General features: G+C 73.3%; 15 protein-coding genes. 11 read left to right on the forward strand and 4 right to left on the reverse strand.

What is annotated here, in order from left to right; all coding sequences use genetic code 11:
- Positions 1–4: 4 nt before the first annotated feature.
- The 9 genes from QSK30_RS15150 to QSK30_RS15190 all read left to right on the forward strand — a co-directional run bounded on the left by QSK30_RS15150 (position 5) and on the right by QSK30_RS15190 (position 8,261).
- On the forward strand, positions 5–412 hold the full coding sequence (locus QSK30_RS15150; RefSeq protein WP_285503344.1) for a GPW/gp25 family protein: 408 nt from the start codon (positions 5–7) through the stop codon (positions 410–412).
- Positions 412–2,373 (forward strand): putative baseplate assembly protein, encoded by a 1,962-nt coding sequence (locus QSK30_RS15155; protein ID WP_285503346.1) that lies wholly within the window; start codon positions 412–414, stop codon positions 2,371–2,373. Before QSK30_RS15150 ends, QSK30_RS15155 begins: the two co-directional genes overlap by 1 nt.
- Positions 2,373–2,909, forward strand: a complete 537-nt coding sequence (locus tag QSK30_RS15160) for a phage tail protein (RefSeq protein WP_285503347.1) — start codon at positions 2,373–2,375, stop codon at positions 2,907–2,909. The genes QSK30_RS15155 and QSK30_RS15160 overlap by 1 nt, the downstream gene beginning before the upstream one ends.
- 1,367 nt (positions 2,910–4,276) lie before the next feature.
- Positions 4,277–5,185 carry a zinc ribbon domain-containing protein gene (locus QSK30_RS15165; protein WP_285503350.1) on the forward strand — a complete coding sequence of 303 codons (909 nt, stop codon included), beginning with the start codon at positions 4,277–4,279 and terminating at the stop codon, positions 5,183–5,185.
- 95 nt (positions 5,186–5,280) lie between these two features.
- Positions 5,281–5,595 (forward strand): hypothetical protein, encoded by a 315-nt coding sequence (locus QSK30_RS15170; RefSeq protein WP_285503352.1) that lies wholly within the window; start codon positions 5,281–5,283, stop codon positions 5,593–5,595.
- Positions 5,592–6,503 carry an FAD:protein FMN transferase gene (locus tag QSK30_RS15175; RefSeq protein WP_285503354.1) on the forward strand — a complete coding sequence of 304 codons (912 nt, stop codon included), beginning with the start codon at positions 5,592–5,594 and terminating at the stop codon, positions 6,501–6,503. The genes QSK30_RS15170 and QSK30_RS15175 overlap by 4 nt, the downstream gene beginning before the upstream one ends.
- Positions 6,503–7,021, forward strand: coding sequence for a ferric reductase-like transmembrane domain-containing protein (locus tag QSK30_RS15180; RefSeq protein ID WP_285503355.1), 519 nt, complete (start codon positions 6,503–6,505; stop codon positions 7,019–7,021). The genes QSK30_RS15175 and QSK30_RS15180 overlap by 1 nt, the downstream gene beginning before the upstream one ends.
- Positions 7,018–8,070, forward strand: a complete 1,053-nt coding sequence (locus QSK30_RS15185) for an NADH-ubiquinone oxidoreductase-F iron-sulfur binding region domain-containing protein (protein ID WP_285503356.1) — start codon at positions 7,018–7,020, stop codon at positions 8,068–8,070. Before QSK30_RS15180 ends, QSK30_RS15185 begins: the two co-directional genes overlap by 4 nt.
- Positions 8,067–8,261, forward strand: coding sequence for a ferredoxin (locus tag QSK30_RS15190; protein WP_285503357.1), 195 nt, complete (start codon positions 8,067–8,069; stop codon positions 8,259–8,261). The genes QSK30_RS15185 and QSK30_RS15190 overlap by 4 nt, the downstream gene beginning before the upstream one ends.
- Here the strand turns inward: QSK30_RS15190 and QSK30_RS15195 are convergent.
- Positions 8,258–10,897, reverse strand: a complete 2,640-nt coding sequence (locus QSK30_RS15195) for a choice-of-anchor D domain-containing protein (protein WP_285503358.1) — start codon at positions 10,895–10,897, stop codon at positions 8,258–8,260. The two genes, QSK30_RS15190 and QSK30_RS15195, sit on opposite strands and share 4 nt — an antisense overlap.
- 184 nt (positions 10,898–11,081) lie before the next feature.
- Between QSK30_RS15195 and QSK30_RS15200 the strand changes: the two genes are divergently transcribed.
- On the forward strand, positions 11,082–12,404 hold the full coding sequence (locus QSK30_RS15200; RefSeq protein ID WP_285503359.1) for a COG1470 family protein: 1,323 nt from the start codon (positions 11,082–11,084) through the stop codon (positions 12,402–12,404).
- A gap of 230 nt (positions 12,405–12,634) precedes the next feature.
- On the opposite strand, the gene QSK30_RS15205 is transcribed toward QSK30_RS15200, so the two are convergent.
- The 3 genes from QSK30_RS15205 to QSK30_RS15215 form a co-directional block, all read right to left on the reverse strand.
- Complete coding sequence (locus tag QSK30_RS15205) at positions 12,635–13,267, reverse strand: helix-turn-helix transcriptional regulator (protein ID WP_285503360.1); 633 nt, start codon at positions 13,265–13,267, stop codon at positions 12,635–12,637.
- 128 nt (positions 13,268–13,395) lie between these two features.
- Positions 13,396–14,040, reverse strand: a complete 645-nt coding sequence (locus tag QSK30_RS15210; protein ID WP_285503445.1) for a response regulator — start codon at positions 14,038–14,040, stop codon at positions 13,396–13,398.
- Between the two features lie 5 nt (positions 14,041–14,045).
- On the reverse strand, positions 14,046–16,298 hold the full coding sequence (locus QSK30_RS15215) for a sensor histidine kinase (RefSeq protein ID WP_285503361.1): 2,253 nt from the start codon (positions 16,296–16,298) through the stop codon (positions 14,046–14,048).
- A gap of 335 nt (positions 16,299–16,633) precedes the next feature.
- Here QSK30_RS15215 and QSK30_RS15220 point away from each other — a divergent pair, with 335 nt between their 5' ends.
- Positions 16,634–17,107 carry an NUDIX hydrolase gene (locus tag QSK30_RS15220; RefSeq protein WP_285503362.1) on the forward strand — a complete coding sequence of 158 codons (474 nt, stop codon included), beginning with the start codon at positions 16,634–16,636 and terminating at the stop codon, positions 17,105–17,107.
- Positions 17,108–17,146: the final 39 nt, after the last annotated feature.

Here is a 17,146-nt window from a genome sequence, read left to right on the forward strand (position 1 = left end):
TCGGATGGCGCAGGACTTCGTCGGCGCGGGCTGGGCGTTCCCGCTCGGGGTCGGGCCGCAGGGCGGGATCTCCCTGGTGCGCCGGGAGGTGGAGCTGGAGCAGGCGATGCGGCTGATCCTGGCCACCTACCCCGGCGAGCGGCCGATGCGCCCGCAGTTCGGCAGCCGCATCCGCGACTTCGTGTTCCGGCCCGCCAACCTCGAGACGGTCGCCGAGCTGTCCCAGGAGGTGCGCGACGCGCTGCTGCGCTGGGAACCGCGGGTGGACGTCGAGGGGGTGCGGATCTCCCCGGACCCGGCCGACGGCAGCGTGCTCTACATCGACATCCAGTACCTGGTCAAGGACACCAACGACCGCCGCAACCTGGTGTTCCCGTTCTACACCATCCCCGAGGACGGGAGTGACTACTGATGGCCCTGCCCACGCCCAACCTCGACGACCGCCGGTTCCAGGACCTGGTCGACGACGCCAAGCGGATGGTGATGCTGCGCTGTCCGGAGTGGACCGACCACAACGTCTCCGACCCCGGCGTGACGCTGATCGAGACCTTCGCCTTCATGACCGACCAGCTGCTGTTCCGGCTCAACCAGGTGCCCGACCGGCTCTACGTCAAGTTCCTGGAGATGATCGGCCTGCGGCTGGTGCCGCCGACGCCCGCGCGGGTGCCGGTGACGTTCTGGCTGTCCGCGCCCGCGATCACGCCGGTCGGCATCGCCGCGGGCACCTCGGTGGCGACCCCGCGCGACGACACCTCGGCGGCGGTGGTGTTCAGCACCGGCGCCGACCTGCGGATCATCCCGTGCGCCCTGCGCCGGGTGGCGACCGCGCCGGTGTCGGCCGACGAGCTGGCCGACGAGGTCGTCGACCGGACCGACCAGGTCCGGATGGGGACGGCGTTCCCGGCGTTCTCGCCCGTCCCGGCGGTCGGGGAGGCCCTGCTGGTCGGGCTGACCGGCGCGGTGCCGCACTGCGTCGTGCGCGTGGACATCGCCTGCGAGGTGCGCGGCGTCGGTGTCCACCCGGAACACCCGCCGCTGGTGTGGGAGGCCTTCGACGGTGCCGACTGGCAGCCCTGCCGGGTCAGCGCTGATACGACGGGCGCGATCAACACCGACGGTCACGTGCTCGTGCACGTACCGGAGGGACACACCGCGGCGGTGCTCGGCGGTGAGAGCGCGGGCTGGCTGCGGGCGCGCGTGATCGAGGTCGACGAGGGTTTCCCGACCTACCACGAGACGCCGGTGATCACCTCGCTCGCGGCCTCGACCGTGGGCGCCACGGTGGACGCCTTCCACTGCGAGCTGGTCGAGGAGGAGGTGCTCGGTCAGTCAGAAGGTGTTCCGGGGCAACAGTTCCCGGTGGCGCAGCTGCCGGTCGTCGCCGGTGTGGACCCGGTGCTGGAGACCACCTCGGACGACGGTTGGAAGCCTTGGGAGCGGGTGTCGCACTTCGCGAACAGCCGCCCGGACGACCGGCACTACCTGCTGGACGGGGCGACCGGGACGGTCTACTTCGGACCGATCATCCGCGAGGTGGACGGCGGCCTGCGGCAGTACGGGGCGGTGCCGCCGCACCAGTGCGGGATCCGGCTCCGCCGCTACGCCGTCGGCGGCGGTCGGGTGGGCAACGTCGGCAAGGGCGCGATCCAGACGCTGCGATCGTCCATCCCGTTCGTGGCCCGGGTGGAGAACCTGGAGCCCGCGAGCGGCGGGGTCGACGGCGAGACCATCGAGCAGGCCAAGGCGCGCGGCCCGATCCTGCTGCGCACCCGCAGCCGCGCGGTCACCGCGGAGGACTACGAGGCGATCACCCGGGAGGCGGCCCCGGAGGTCGCCCGGGTGCGTTGCGTCACCGCGGGCGACGACGAGGTCGACGCCGGGTCGGTGCGGGTGCTGGTGGTGCCCTCGGCGTCCGCTGTGGACGGTCGGATCGAGTTCGCCGAGCTGGTGCCGGAGCGGGAGACGCTGGCGCGCATCAGCGACCGGCTCGACGAGGTGCGGCTGATCGGGACCCGGGTGCTGGTGTCGCCGCCGAAGTACCGCGGGGTGACGGTGGTGGCTCGGGTGATCGCCCGGCCCCGGGTCGACCGGGCGCGGGTGCGGGCCGAGGCGCTGGCGGCGCTGTACCGGCACCTGAACCCGATCAGCGGGGGAGTCGGCGGCACCGGCTGGCCGTTCGGGCGGCCGGTGCAGGCGGGCGACGTCTACGCGCTGCTGCAACGGGTTCGAGGGGTCGACATGGTCGAGGACGTGCGGTTGTTCGGCGCCAACCCGGTCACCGGTGAGCGCGGTGAGGAGACCCAGCGGCTCGAGGTGGACCGGCACAGCCTGGTGTTCTCCTACGAGCACCACGTCCGGGTGGAGGACAGCTGATGCGCGGTCTCACCCCGGGTCTGGCGACCGCGGCGCCGCTGCTGGCGATGTTGCCCGCGGTGTACCAGGAGGACCCGTTCACCGAGCGGTTCATCGCGGGCTTCGACGACGTGCTGGCACCGATCATGTCCACTTTGGACTGCATCGTGGACTACCTGGACCCGGCGCTGGCCCCGGAGGACTTCCTGGACTGGCTCGCCGGCTGGGTCGGCATCGAGCTCGACGACGGCTGGCCGGTCGAGCGGCGGCGGGCGGTGGTCGGCACGGCGGTCGAGATGTACCGGATGCGCGGCACCGTGGCGGGCCTGCGGGCGAACCTGGAGGTGCTGACCGGTGGCACCGCCGAGATAGCCGACAGCGGCGGCACGGCGTGGTCGCACGACCCCGAGGCACCGCTGCCCGGCGACGCGTACCCGCGGCTGGCGGTCCGGGTGCGGGTGGCCGACCCGGCCGCAGCGCCGCGGGACCTGGTCGAGAACGTGGTCGCCGCCGCCAAACCGGCCCACGTGGTACACCGAGTGGAGGTGGCCTCATGATCGTCTGCAAGACCTGCGCCTACCACAACGCCGACACGGACACGTTCTGCGGCAAGTGCGGCGCGTTCCTGGAGTGGACGGGGGAGAAGGTCGCCCCGGCGCCCGCGCCGGTGGTGGCGGAGGAAGAGGAGGAGCCACCGCCCAAGCGCGGGTTCCTGGCGAGGTTGCAGTCGGCGCTGTACCTGGACGTGGGCGACCGCCCCCCGGTGCAGACACCGCCGCGCCCGGGAGCCCCCGGCGCCACCCCGCCCCGCCCGGGTGCCGGGGGCCCGCCCGCGCCTCCCCGCCCCGGCGGTCCACCCGCCCCTCCAGCCCCGCCGCGTCCCGGCGGTCCACCCGCCCCTCCAGCACCACCGCGTCCCGGTGGACCTCCCGCCCCTCCGGCCCCGCCGCGCCCGGGTGGCCCACCCGCACCCCCCGCCCCGCCGCGCCCCGGTGGCTCTCCCGCCCCTCCGGCCCCGCCGCGTCCTGGTGGTGCACCGGCGCCTCCGGCCCCGCCACGCCCCGGAGGTCCACCGGCACCTCCAGCCCCGCTGCGTCCCGGTGGGCCTCCTGCCCCGCCCACGCCCCCGGCTCCGCCCGGCGCCGGTGGTCCGCCCGCACCTCCCGCTCCACCGAAGCCGCCCGCTCCGCCCAGCGCGGGTGGGCCTCCCGCCCCGCCCACACCACCGGCTCCGCCAAGCCCCGGCGGCCCGCCCGCGCCTCCTGGTCCGCCCGGCGCAGGTGGGAGCTCTGCCCCGCCGAAACCACCGGCTTCGCCTGGCGCAGGTGGAAACTCTGCCCCGCCCACACCGCCTGCTCTGCCCGGTGCCGGTGGCTCGTCCGCAGCTCCTGCCTCTTCCGCAGGTGGGCCATCTGCCCCGCCCAAGCCGCCCGCGCGACCCGGTGTTAGCGGTACACCCACATCTCCGGTTCCGCCGGGCTCGGGTGCGTCCTCGGCTCCTTCCACGTCTCCTGGACTGGTTGGCGCGGCCGGGTCTCCTGCTCCGTTCGGTGCGAGTGGCGCTCCCACGCCCCCGGCTTCTCCGCCCGGTAGCTCTGTCCCGCAGCGGCCGCCTAGCGCGGGCGGTTCCTTCGCGCCTTCGGCTCCGCCGCAGTCCCATGGCGCTGCCGCCCGACCTGTGCCGCCTGGTGCTGCCGGCTCCCTGGTTCCGCCCCAACCCTTGGCCCCGCCCGCGTTGCCGAAGCTCCCCACCTCCGGAGGGGCTGGTTCTACCCCCGCACCAGTTAGTCCTAATTCCGCACCAACTAGTTCTCCACCCGCACCCGCGGGTAACTCCGCGCCACCTAGCCTGCCCTCGGCGCAGGCGGATCGGGCCGCCTCGGGCGCCGTTCGGTCCGCTCACGCCGAGGTGCCCGCGCAGCGCGTGGCCTCGCCGGACCAGGTCGCCGCCGCGGGCGGGCTGGTGGAGGCCATCACCCCCGGACAGCCCGCGGCGGTCCTGCCGCAGGAGACGAAGCAGGCCCCGCCGGTCACCCGGAAGCGGCCGCCGACGCGCAAGCTCAAGCCCGGCGACCTCGTCTGCGGCGACTGCGGCGAGGGCAACCTGCCCACCCGCAAGTTCTGCAGCCGGTGCGGGTTCTCCCTCGCCGAGGCCGACATCGTCAAGACACCGTGGTGGCGGCGGCTGCTGCCGCGCACCGGGGCGAAGGTCCGCAAGTCGGGTGAGCGGCCCAAGGGCAGGCGCGGCAAGTCCAAGCTGGGACAGGCCGTCAGCGCGACCTTCCGGGTCCTCCGCCGAGTTGTGTCGGTGCTGCTGCTCGTGGGCGGCATCGTCTACGGCGTCTCCGGCGACTTCCGCGGCTGGGTAAACGCGCGCGCCGTCGCGGCCAAGCAGGGCGTCGAGCGGATGATCTTCCCGCAGTACACGCCCGTGTCGCCGGTGCAGGTCAGTGCCACCTCCGAGCTGCCGGACCACCCCGGCGCCCTGGCCGTCGACGGGTTGAGCAACACCTTCTGGGCCGCCCCGCGCGACGGTCCGGAGCCGACGGTCGTGCTGCGCTACGACCGGCCGGTCAGCCTCGCCCGCGCCATCGTGCGCACCGGTGCCCGGGACGAGTTCCAGACCCGGCACCGCGCCGAGCAGCTGCACCTGGTGTTCTCCACCGGCCGCACCGCCGACGTGACGCTCAAGGACAACCCCGACCCGCAGCAGGTGGACATCGAGAACGGGGCGGGCGTCGAGTGGGTGGAGATCCACGTGGTGAAGGTGTTCCAGAGCGTCAAGGGCACTGATGTCGCGGTGACCGAGATCGAGCTGTTCCAGGAGTCCTGACCCGGGGTGATCGCCCAGCCCGCGCCTACCTGGCTCACAGCGGTGCCACAGGGTCGCGGTGGACCGTTGCCGGTACGAGCTACCGGAGGGACACCATGGACGAGCGGGCACAGCGGGTGGCGTGGCGGGATCGGATGGGCAATCGGGTGGCACTGGTGACCGCCGGTGTCGCGGTCGGGGCCACGGCGCTCGCGGGCGTGGTCGGGGTCGCGATCTCGGCGAGCGCCGACTCCTCGGCTGGCACCGAGTCCTCCACCAGCGAGTCCTCCACCAGCGACAACAGCACCAGTGACAACAGCACCAGCGACTCCAGCACCACCGGCCAGGACGACACCGACTCGGGGCTGGCCGCCGACCAGGCGCCGTCGCGGGGCGGCGGGAGCGCGCACGTCGGGTCCGGTGGGTCGTGACCGCCCGGGCCGAGTTCCCCGTCTGGGGGACCACCGCCGTCGTCCTGGTCACCGACCCGGCCGACCTGCGGGTCGCCACCACCCTGCTGCGCGCCGAGTTGGCCGCGGTCGACGACGCGTGCAGCCGCTTCCGGCCCGACTCCGAGCTCGCCCGGCTGCCGCGCGGCCACGCCGTCGAGGTCAGCCCGCTGCTGGCCGAGGCGTTGGCGGTGGCCCTGCGCGCCGCCCAGCTCACCCAGGGGCTGGTCGACCCGACGGTCGGCGGCGCGCTGCACGGGCACGGCTACGACCGCGACTTCGCCGCGGTGCCCGCCGATGACCCGCGCCCGGCCGAGATCCGCCGAGTCCGCGGCTACCACCGAGTCCTACTCCAGGACCACAAGGTCCTGATCCCGCACAACGTCGAGATCGACCTGGGCGCCACCGCCAAGGCGCTCGCCGCCGACCGGGCGGCCAGGGCCATCGCGGAGCGCGTCGGGGGTGGTGTGCTCGTCTCCCTCGGCGGTGACCTGAGTGTCGCGGGGGCCGCGCCGGAGGGCGGTTGGCAGATCGCGGTCGGCGACGACCACCGCACCGCCGACCGCGCGCCGTGGGCCAGGGTCGCGCTGGGCGCCGGTGGCCTGGCCACCTCCAGCACCACCCGCCGCACCTGGCGGCGGGCCGGGCGGCAGGTGCACCACGTGATCGACCCGCGCACCGGACGCAGCGCCGAAGTGGTGTGGCGCACCGTGTCGGTGGCGGCGAAGTCCTGTGTGGACGCCAACACCGCGAGCACGGCGGCGATCGTCCTCGGTGCCCAGGCCCCCGCCTGGCTGGCCGACCGCAGGCTGCCCGCCCTGTTGGTCGCGGGCGACGGCGCGGTGCTCACCGTGGGCGACTGGCCCGCCCGGGACCGGGTGGTCGCCTGATGCTCTGGTACATCAGCCGCGCCACCGGTCTGGTGGCGCTGGGACTGCTCACCGCGACCCTGGTGCTCGGCCTGCTGACCGCGGGCAGGCTCGGCACCGTCCGCCTCCCGCGCTTCGCCGTGGGCGCCCTGCACCGCAACCTGTCCCTGCTCACCGTCGTGTTCCTCGTCGTGCACATCGCCTCGGCGGTGCTCGACGGCTACGTCGAGATCGCCTGGCTCGACGTCGTCCTGCCGTTCGCCTCGGTCTACCAGCCGTTCTGGGTCGGTCTCGGCGCGGTCGCGGTCGACCTGATGATCGCCGTGGTGGTCACCAGCCTGCTGCGCACCAGGATCCCGGCCCGCTGGTGGCGCCTGGTCCACCTCAGCGCCTACGCCCTGTGGCCGGTCGCGCTGCTGCACGGCTTCGGCATGGGCACCGCCGACACCGGCCTGGTGATCGCCTTCGACGTGGCCTGCCTGGCCGCCGTCGCGGTGGCGCTGACCTGGCGGGTCACCCGACTCCAGGGGGCACGATGACCACCCAGACCCAGACCACCCAGACCGCGGGCCGGTTGCTCACCCCGGGCCCCGACCACGCCACCCACGTGGCCGTGCACGGCGCGTTGCCAGGTCTGACCGCCGACACCGTCGAGGCCGCCGGTCTGCGCGGCCGCGGTGGCGCCGGGTTCCCGACCGCGCGCAAGCTGCGCAACCCGGCGGCGGTCGTCGTCGCGAACGGTTGCGAGGGCGATCCGGCGAGCGCCAAGGACAAGGTCCTGCTGGCCACCGCCCCGCACCTCGTGCTCGACGGTCTCCAGCTCGCCGCCGCGATGGTCGGCGCCCGCGAGGCTGTCCTGTGCGTGCACGACGCACGGACCGTCGCCAGGGCGGTCGCCGAGCACCCGTTCCCCGTGCGCGTCGTGCAGGTCCCGCCCCGCTACGTCGCCAGCGAGGAGACCGCGCTGGTCAACTTCCTGGCCACCGGGGACGCCCGCCCGACCGGCAAGCGACCGTTCGAGGGGCGCCGCAAGACGCTGGTCGACAACGTGGAGACGTTGGCCCAGCTGGCGGTCCTGGCCCGGGTCGGACCCGAGTCGTTCCGCCGGGACGAGTCCCGCCTGGTCACCGTCGACGGTCAGATCTGGGAGCTGCCCGCCGACGTGACCATCGGGGAAGCACTGCGCGCCGCGGGCCGTGACCCGAACGCACCCGCGCTCGTCGGCGGGTTCGGTGGCGAATGGCTCGCCGGCGCGGAACTGGTCCGGCTGAGCGCCGTCCCGGGCGTCGCCGCGATCCGGACACTGCGACGCGGCACGTGCGGCCTCGCCGAGACCGCCGCCATCCTGGGCTACCTGGCTGGGGAATCCGCACGGCAGTGCGGGCCATGCACGTTCGGCCTGCCCGCGATCGCCGCCGACTTCGCCGACCTGACCACCAGCCTGCCGCGCCTGCGCGCACGCCTGGGGATCATCCCCGGCCGCGGTGCGTGCGCCCACCCCGACGGCGCGACCCGGCTGGCCGAGAGCGCGCTGCGCGTCTTCGCCGCCGACGTCGCCGCCCACACGAAAGGCCGGTGCCTGGCATGACCACGCTCAAGGTGGACCCCCGAGCCTGCCGCGGGCACGGCGTCTGCGCGCAGCTGCTCCCCGAGGCCATCGACTTGGACGAGTGGGGTTACCCGATCGTCCGCGGGCCGGTACCGGACAGGCCCGCCCGCCGCACCGCCGCGGCCTGCCCCGCGCTGGCACTGCGCCTGCTGGCGGACCAACCCCGCTAGCCGCGGCCGACGAACTCGGCCGGGCTGACAGTGTTGATCACCACCAGCAACGGGCGCTCCGCGGCGATCGCCGTGGTGTCCACAGTGGCCACCACGGTCCGAGGTCCGATGGAGGCCTTGGGGAACACCAACAGCTGCGTGCTGAACCGGCCGTTCGCCCCGCTCACCACGGTGGCCGACCCCACCGTCTCGCGGAAGGTCAGCGTCACCGGTTTGCCCGGCGGGAAACCGGTTCCGGTGGCCGTGCTGACCCGTCCCGGTGAGATCACCGCGGGGTTCAGGTCCAGTGCGGGCTGCACAGCTTCCCCACGCACCGCGACCAAGTGCGGACCGCCCGGGGCCGTGCTGGTGAACGTCAGGATGCCCGGGCGGAACGACGGCGCGGCGGGAGCACTCGGTCCAGCGGGGGAGAAGCGCACCTGAACAGCGCACGTGCCCGCCGGCGGCACCGGTGCGCTCAGGCACGCGGTCGCGTCGACCGTGAAGTCAGGGGAGTCGGCGGTCGTGCCGGTCACCATCATCGGCGAACCGCCGTTGTTGCGCACGGTCAGGGGCAGCGCGGGACCGTCGGAGAGCATCAGCCTGGGGCCGAAGTCCAGCGGGTCCGGGCCCGCGGCGAACTCCGCGTTCGGCGGGATGACCGGTCGGGTGCTACCCGTGCCACTGAGGTCCACAGTGAACTCACGGCCGCCGCGGACCTTGATCACCAGTCGCGCGTCGCGGGCCCCCGCGACCGTCGGGGTGAACCGCACCGCCACCAGGCAGGTGCCGGTGACGTGCAGCACCGCGCCCGTGCAGGCGTCGGCACCGGTGCTGAAATCGTTGCCCTGCAACGATACCGACTCCACCGGGAGCGGACCGAAGCCGGTGTGGCGCACCGTGACCGTGCGGTTCACGGTGTCGCCGACGGTCGCGGTCCCGAAGGTGACCGGGTCCCCGGTCAGCCCCGGTTCGAAGGTGTGCACGAAGACGTCGTCCTCGAAGTAGGAGTCGTCGTCGGCGAGGTCGCTGGCCGAGGACTCGAACGCCACCCGGCCGCCATCGGCCGACAGCGAGGGTGCCGCCGAGTACAGCTCCGGGGTGCTGTCGCCCGGGCAGCGGTCGCCCTCCACCGGATCCACGTCGGGTGGGCAGTCGGTGTCGTGCGCCACCGAGGCCAGGGCGCCCGGCAGCCGGGCCGTTCCGCGCGCGCGGTCCACGACCAGGTCCCGCACCACGACCTGGCAGCGCACGCGGTTGTCGCGCGCATCGTCCACCGGCGGTACGGCACGCAGGCCCCCGGACGGTTGTAGGCACGAACCGTCGTATTCCGGCAGTGGCACGTCAGCGCCGTCGTGGGTGGCGGGGGCGTCGGTGACGAACGCCAGGTACCGCCCGTCGGCGGACAGCCCAGGGAGGTTCGCGTTGACCGGGTTCCCGGCGTTGTCGCGCGACACCAGCTCGGAATCCTTGGTACCAGGCGGAACCACGGCCTCGGGCCGCACGACGTAGATGTTGGGCTGATCGGTCTGCCGCGCCGCGACGAATGCGATCACCTTGCCGTCCGCGCTGATCGCGGGCCTGCGGTAGCGAACCGAGCCGTCGGTGTCGAGCACGGTGCCGTCGGCGTCGAAGTCCACCCGGGTGTTGGTGTTGGCGGCGACATCCGTGCGGATCACCGAGCGCCAGACGGTGTCCGTGTCAACGACACGGGAAACACCAGCCGAGACGACCAGCCTGCCATCAGCGGAGATGTCCGGGTCCACTTGGGACGACAGCGGAATGGTTGGGCTGTTTGGGGAAGCGGTCGAGAGCATGCGCACCGACGAGGCCACGCCATTGGTCAGGTCGGCGACGAACAGGTGTGGTCCGTAATCGCCGCTGGACGAGGTCTGCGACCACACGATCCGCGTCGCGTCCGCCGCCAGCCGGGGCCGGTCGGGCGAGGTGGGTCGGTCCTCGGGTCCCGGCACTGTCACCTGGGAGTACCGGTAGTCCATGGACCCGTCCGGTTTGCGCGCGTCGAACACGCCGTTCGGCGCCCGGTCGCACAGCAGCACGTCGTAGTGCGAGTAGGGGTCCGCCTCGATGATGTTGGTCGCCGCGGTGATGAACGCGACGAACCGGCCGTCCCGGGAGATCGTCGGCAACAGGCTCTCCCCGTCGGCCGCGGTCTCGCCGTAGACGACGGCGGGCTGCGCGAACGCGACAAGTCGTTTGCCGGCAAGGGGAATCGGCCCGGAGTCGCCCGACGGCGGCGAGGACGAGGTGGGTGGCGACGATGACGACGACGATGGCGGCGGCGACGATGATGATGGTGGCGAAGTGGGTGAGCTGCTCGGCGGGACCGTCGGCCGGGTGAGCTGCCCGCGGCTGATCAACACCGTCCGGCCGCGGGCGAGGTCGCGCACGAAGACGTTGCGCGTCTGCGGCCGGGTGGGCGAGTCCAACGGCGAGGTGCTGGTGAACACCACCGCCGTGCCGTCGAGTGACATGTCCTGGTCCGCGCCGCCGTTCGGCGACGGAGTGCCCGCGGTGTCGACGGAGGCGAGCACGGTCGACCCGGCTGCGGGAACCGCAGGCGCGGGGCCCGCCGCCACCAGTAGCGTGCCCACCCCCAGCACGGCGATCACGCTGACCACGACGGCACGGTGCACGGCGGCGACCTCCCCAACGCTGGACTTGCGCGTCCAGCCTAGGAAGCGCACCCTCGACCGGGGCCCGGCGCGCGGGTGGCGATCAGGACGCCGCCGCCCGCACGAAGGGGCAATCGGGGCTGCCCGCGCACGTACCCGTTCGCGGGGTCCGCCGGGGTGCCGGGGGCCGTGACACTGCGGTGTCATGGGAGCCACCACGTCGTTGGCAGGAAACGAGCTCGCGGTCACCCCCGGAGAGACCGCGACGACCGCTGTGCGGGTCAACAACTCCGGCACGCTCGTCGACCAGTTCACCGTGGACGTCGTCGGCGACGCCGCGGCCTGGGCGCGGGTCGAGCCCGCGGTCATCAACCTGCTACCGGGCACCGAGGCCGAGGTGTCAGTCACCTTCGCCCCACCCCGCGACGGCACGGTCCCCGCGGGCGCCGTCCCGTTCGGCGTGCGGGTGCTCTCCCGCGAGGACCCGGCGACCGGGTCGGTGGTGGAGGAGGGCGTCCTGGATGTCCTGGCCTACACCGACCTGCGCGTCGAACTGGTCCCCAAGACCCTCAAGGGCCGCTCCCGCGCGCGGGGCGAGCTGGTGGTCGACAACGCGGGCAACCACCCGCTGGCCGTGGAGATCGCGGTCGCCGACCCGGAGGACGAGCTCCGGCTGGACGTCGACCACCCGGCGCTGACCGTCGAGCCGGGCACGTCGGCGTTCCTGCGGCTGCGCGCCCGCCCGCACGACCGGTTCCTGCGCGGACCGGAACGCAGGCACCCGTTCCAGGTGACGGTCACCAGCGGCGAGGTCGCCCCGGTGACCGCCAACGGAACCGTTGTGCAGCACCAACTCCTGCCGAAGTGGCTGCTGCCCGCGCTGTTGTTCCTGCTGGCGCTGGCGATCGTCGCGGTGACGCTGTGGTTCACCGTGCTCAAACCGACGATCCAGTCGGCCGCGCGGGACTCGGCGGCCGAGGTGGTCAAGGCCGAGCAGGGCAAGCTGGAGACCAAGGCCGACAACGCGGAGAAGAAGGCGGCGGCGGCCGAACAGCGGGCCGCCTCGGCGGAGAAGAAGGTGGACGAGGGCGTCGGCGCCGGCACGGCGTCGACCACCCCGGCCCCGCCACCGGTGACCGCGGCGGGCGGGGTGGATGTCGCCAAGGGGCAAGCGTTTGACTTCCGCGTCACCACAGATCCGACCGCGACAGCCGACGGCGCCGCGTTCCCGGCGTTCAAGGCGCCCGCACCGGTGCCGGACGGCAAGACGCTGGTGATCACCGACCTGGTCCTGCAGAACCCGCGCGGTGACTCGGGAACCCTGCGCATCTTGCGCGGCGACCAGGTGCTGCTGGAGTTCGGCCTGAACAACTTCCGGGACGTCGATTACCACTACCTGGAGCCGCTCACGTTCCCGCCGGGGCAGGAGCTGAAGGTGGCGGTGAACTGCCAACTGCCCGGTGCGCCTGAACCGGCTACCGGCAAGTGCCGCCCGTCGGTGTCGTTCTCCGGTCGGATCGCCGGCTAGCCAGTTGGGAGTGGCAAGAAGCTGACCCGGCGAAGCCGCACCCGACCTCTCAACTGCTCGATGGGGTGGAGTGGCTTTGTTTGGGGAGAAAAGAGGCGCTAGCCTGGCCCAGGCGGTGGTGGGTATCCCTTTCCCACCCGCTCTACCCACGGCGCCTCTTTTCTTAGGGGCCCCAAACAAAGCCACTCCACCCCATCGAGCACACCCTCACGACCCAACGGGGCACACCGTCAGATCAAGCCCTCGCGCAGGGCGTAGGCGACGGCGTGGGAGCGGTTCCTGAGCTGGAACCTGTTGGTGACGTCGTGCAGGATCGACTTCACCGTGCGCTGCGAGTAGCACAGCTTGTCCGCTATCTCCTTTGTGGACATTCCGGAAGCCACGAGTCGCAGTACCTCGGTCTCCCGGTTGGTGATCCCGGCCAGGTGCAGTCCGCGCGGTTCCAGCACGTGCCGTTGCAGCCGGGACACCCGGTTCAGCAGTCGGCCCAGCAGGTCCGGGGGCAAGGCGCCCTCACCTGCTGACGCCGCCTTCACCAAGCGCACCAGGACGTCCGGTGTCGAGTCCGCTCGGCGGGCCACCGCGCAGACGCCGCCTTCCACGGCCGTCAGGATCTCGGTGTCCTCCAGGTCCCCCGCCACCAGCACGACCCGGGCGAACCCCCGGCACTGCAACGTCTTCAGCAACTGCCCCGCCCGGTCGTCGAAGCGGTCGGTGACCACCAGGGCCACCGCTTCCGGTGACGCGTCCTCCTCCTCGACCAGCCAGACCTCCTGCCGCGTGCGCAGTGCCATCTGGACCCCGTTCTGCAAGATCGGATCCGTCGCCCGCACCAGTACCGGCGTCCGAGTCTGTTCCAGCATTCGCCCCACCCCGCTTCCTCCACCGCGCTGTACGCGCGTCCCCACTGAGCGTCACCACTACCGTGCCCGAAGGTGCGTCCCGAGCGCATGGGACCGGTGTCCTGTCTTCGTCCACTGGGGCAGGTTCCTCACAGGTCCTCGCCGAGCCCGGCCTTGCGGGCGCGGACGATCGCCTGCGCGCGGTCGGCGACGTGCAGCTTGGTGAAGATGCTCGAGACGTGGTTGCGGACCGTCTTCGGGCTCAGGCACAGGCGGGTCGCGATCACGGTGTTGCTCACCCCATCAGCGATGAGGGCCAGCACCTCGCGCTCTCGGCCGGTCAGTTCCGGGAACACCGCGTCCGAGGGCGCCTGCTCGCTGAAGAACCCGAGCACCCGGGTCGCGATCGCCGGCCCGAAGATCGCCTCGCCCCGGCCGACCGCGTGCACCGCTCGCACGATCTCGTCCTGGCCCGAGCCCTTGAGCAGGTAGCCGCGCGCGCCCGCGCGCATCGCGGCGAAGACCGACTCGCTGTCGTTGAACATGGTCAGCACCAGCACGCCCACCGACGACCGCTCCCGCACGATCGCCCGGGCCGCGTCGATGCCGGTCATGTCCGGCAGGTGCAGGTCCATCACCACCACGTCCGGCGCCAGCTCCCTGGCCCTGGCCACCGCCTCGCCCCCGGTGGCCGCCTCACCGACCAGCTCGACCGTCGGCTCACCCGCCAGCACCGTGCACAACCCGAACCGGAACAGCGGGTGGTCGTCGACGACCAGCACCCGGGGGATCATCCGCGTCACGCCTCCTTCGGCAGCGGCAGGGTGGCCAGCACCCGGGTCCCGCCCGCGTCCTCGCCGACCACGACGCAGTCCCCGCCCAGCTCGGCGGCCCGCTCGCGCATGGACGCCAGGCCCACGCCGCCGATGGTTCGCCGGGGCAGCCCGACCCCGTCGTCGACGACCTCGATGTGCAGGTCGTCGTCCACCCACAGCCGGACCGCGCAGGACCGGGCCCGCGCGTGCCGGGTCACGTTGGTCAGCGCCTCGCAGACGATCCGGTAGGCCGCGACGTCGATCGAGGCGGGCAGCCTCGGCATGACCGTCGGCACCTCGAGCATGATCGTGACACCCGGGTCGGAGCCGTCCGGCCGGGCCGACCGGCTGGCCAGCGCCCCGGCGTACTCGCGCAGGGCCGGGACCAGCCCGATCTGGTCGAGGATCGGCGGCCGGAGCCCGTGCGCGAGCCTGCGGATCTCCGTGATCGCGCCGTGCAGCTCGTCGCGCAAACGACCGAGCAGCACTCCGGTGGCGCTACCGCTGTCCACACCGCGCACGCTCGCGTCCAGACCCAGCGCGATCGCGGCCAGTGTCGGGCCGACACCGTCGTGCAGCTCGTGCAAGATTTGTCTGCGCTCCTCCTCACGGGCCCGCACGAGCCGGTCGCGCGAGCGCCGAAGGTCGCGGGTGAGCCGTGCGGTGTGCACGGCCGTGCCGGCGTGCCGGGCGACCTCCGCGAGCGCCGCGCGGTCGCGCCCGCGCAGCACCGCGCGACCGCCGACCACGAGCGTGCCGACCCGCGCGCCCTGGAAGGTCAACGGCAGCTCGTGGGTGTCGGCGCACGGGCTGCCCGCGCTCGCCGCGATCTCGGTGCGCCCCTTGGTCTCGATCTCGATCGCCACGTACGGCAGCCGCAGCGCGTCGGCCACCGTGGCCACGATCCCCGGCAGCAGCGCGCCGGGCTCGTGCGTCTCGGCCAACCGGTTGGCCAAAGTGGACACCACGCCGTACGGGTCGTCCTTGTAGCCGAAGAACCGCTTGTTCACCTGGCCCTGCAACCACCGCCGCAGTGGTTGGACCAGGGCCGCGATCCCGGCCGCCGCCACCGCCTGCTGCCACACCTGGTCGATCGGCGGGAACAGCAGCGACAGGCAGGCCACCACCGCGACGTAGATCCCCACCACGCCCGCGCTCAGCGCCCCGTAGACCAGCGACCGGCTCAGCACGACCTCGATGTCGAGCGCCCGGTGCCGCAGCACGGCCAGCCCCACGGCGAAGGGCACCGGCAGGAACGCCAGCCCGTGGTAGCGGGTGGGCAGCAGCGGTGCGCCGGACAGCAGCGTCGGCAGCGCCCAGACCGCCAGGTACACCACCGTCCCCAGGCCCAGCGCCACCGCCAGCCACCGCAGCCCCCGGCGGGTGCCCGGGTCGGTGGAGGCGGCGTACTTGCCGATCAGGACTGCCAGGATCGCCACCGGGTAGGCGAACATCGAGGGCACCGCGGGCGAACCCGCCACGGCCAGGACCGCCAGTGGCCGGTCGAGGACGAGCACCGCGCCCAGCCAGGTGAACCCGTAGAGCACCGGCACACCGAGGTAGGCCAGCGCGACCCAGAGCCGATAACGCGAGTCCGCCGGGGGAACCGGGAACGCGAGCGCGAAGTGCAGCATCGCCGCCCACAGCACCGCGAACGCGGCCTCGCCGAGGAACCACCGCCACGCCTGGCCACCGGCCACGAGGTCGAGCGCCTCCAACGGGAAGAACGCCGCGCCCGCCGTGCACACCGCTGTCGTCCCGGCGGCCAGCACCGCGGCCCGGGCGGCGGGCTCGCCCGGGCGCAGCCGGAACATCGCCGCCGACGCCCCCGCCAGCAACGCGACCACCAGCACCGTCGGCCAGCCCTCGGCGAGCTTCTCGAACAACGGGTACGCCCGCGCCGTGACGACCAGTCGGACAGTGTCACCGCCGCGGCGCACCTCGTAGACGAGCCGGTCGCCCGCCGCCACCGCGCGACCCGGCCGCGGCCCGTCGGCCAGGCGCGCGCCGTCGATGGTCAAGACCTCGTCGCCGACCCGCAGCAGGCTGCCCGGTTCGGTGGCGGTGACCACGACCGCGCCCATGGTGACCGCGCTGTCCCCGACGTTGACCGCCGACCCGTCGCTGGGCGCGAGCGCGCGGGACAGCAGGCACCACCCGGCTACCCCGAGGAGTGCGAGCGTGAGCAGGAGGTACGTCGCGGTGACACGCCGCGCGCCCGCCGAGCCACCGGACACCGTTGGATCATCCCGCAGCACGGGGGCCAAACCCAGACCTGTCGCCTGGTCGACGCCACCGCCGTCACCTGTTCGGCCTAGCCGGGCTCCGCTTGGTGGTGGACCGTGGGAAAAGGACACTCGGCGCGACCGTGCGCGGGGCGCGCGAGACCGTCCCCTTGGGGCAGGGTCGAGCGGGCCCCCGGTGCGTGACCGTCCTTTCGCGACGATGATCCCCGCACCCGCTCCAACGAGTGCCCGCGGCCGTGGATACGCCCCTTCGGGCAGCGTCGCGAGCCCCCTCGCCCTCCTGCCCGCCGGTTCCGCCCGGCGGCGGGATCGGGCCTACTGGGCCGATGGGCGAGGTGGTGGTGGCGGGCGCGGTGATCGTGCGCGCGTTCCGGCTGTTCGTGGCCCGGCGCACCCGGCCGCAGTCGGCGGCCGGGTTCTGGGAGCTGCCGGGGGCCGAGGTCCGGCCGGGGGAGGATGACCGGATGGCCCTCGACCGGGTCTTCACCACCGAGTTCAGCATCTCGGTGCACTGCGTGGACCAGATCCTCGGCGAGCGCCTGTTGCAGTCCTGGCAGACCGAGTCGGGGGACTACTCCCCGGCGGTCCTGCGGCTGTGGCGGTGCCAGCTGCCCAGCCAGTCGACCCTCGACCTCGACCGCGGCGACCCGCTGCCCAACCACGCGGAGTACGACGAGTCGCGCTGGGCCGACGTCGACGACCCGGACGCGGTGGGCCCCTGGCGCGACGCCGACCGGCTCTCGGCGGGGGAGATCGCCGACCACTACCACGCGGACCTGGTCTGGCAGCAGGCCGACTGACCCGGCGGCCCGCCCGGTGGGACGGACCGCCGGGGTGCG

Origin of the sequence: Actinokineospora sp. NBRC 105648 (assembly GCF_030269645.1) — a bacterium.
Classification (GTDB): Bacteria; Actinomycetota; Actinomycetes; order Mycobacteriales; family Pseudonocardiaceae; genus Actinokineospora.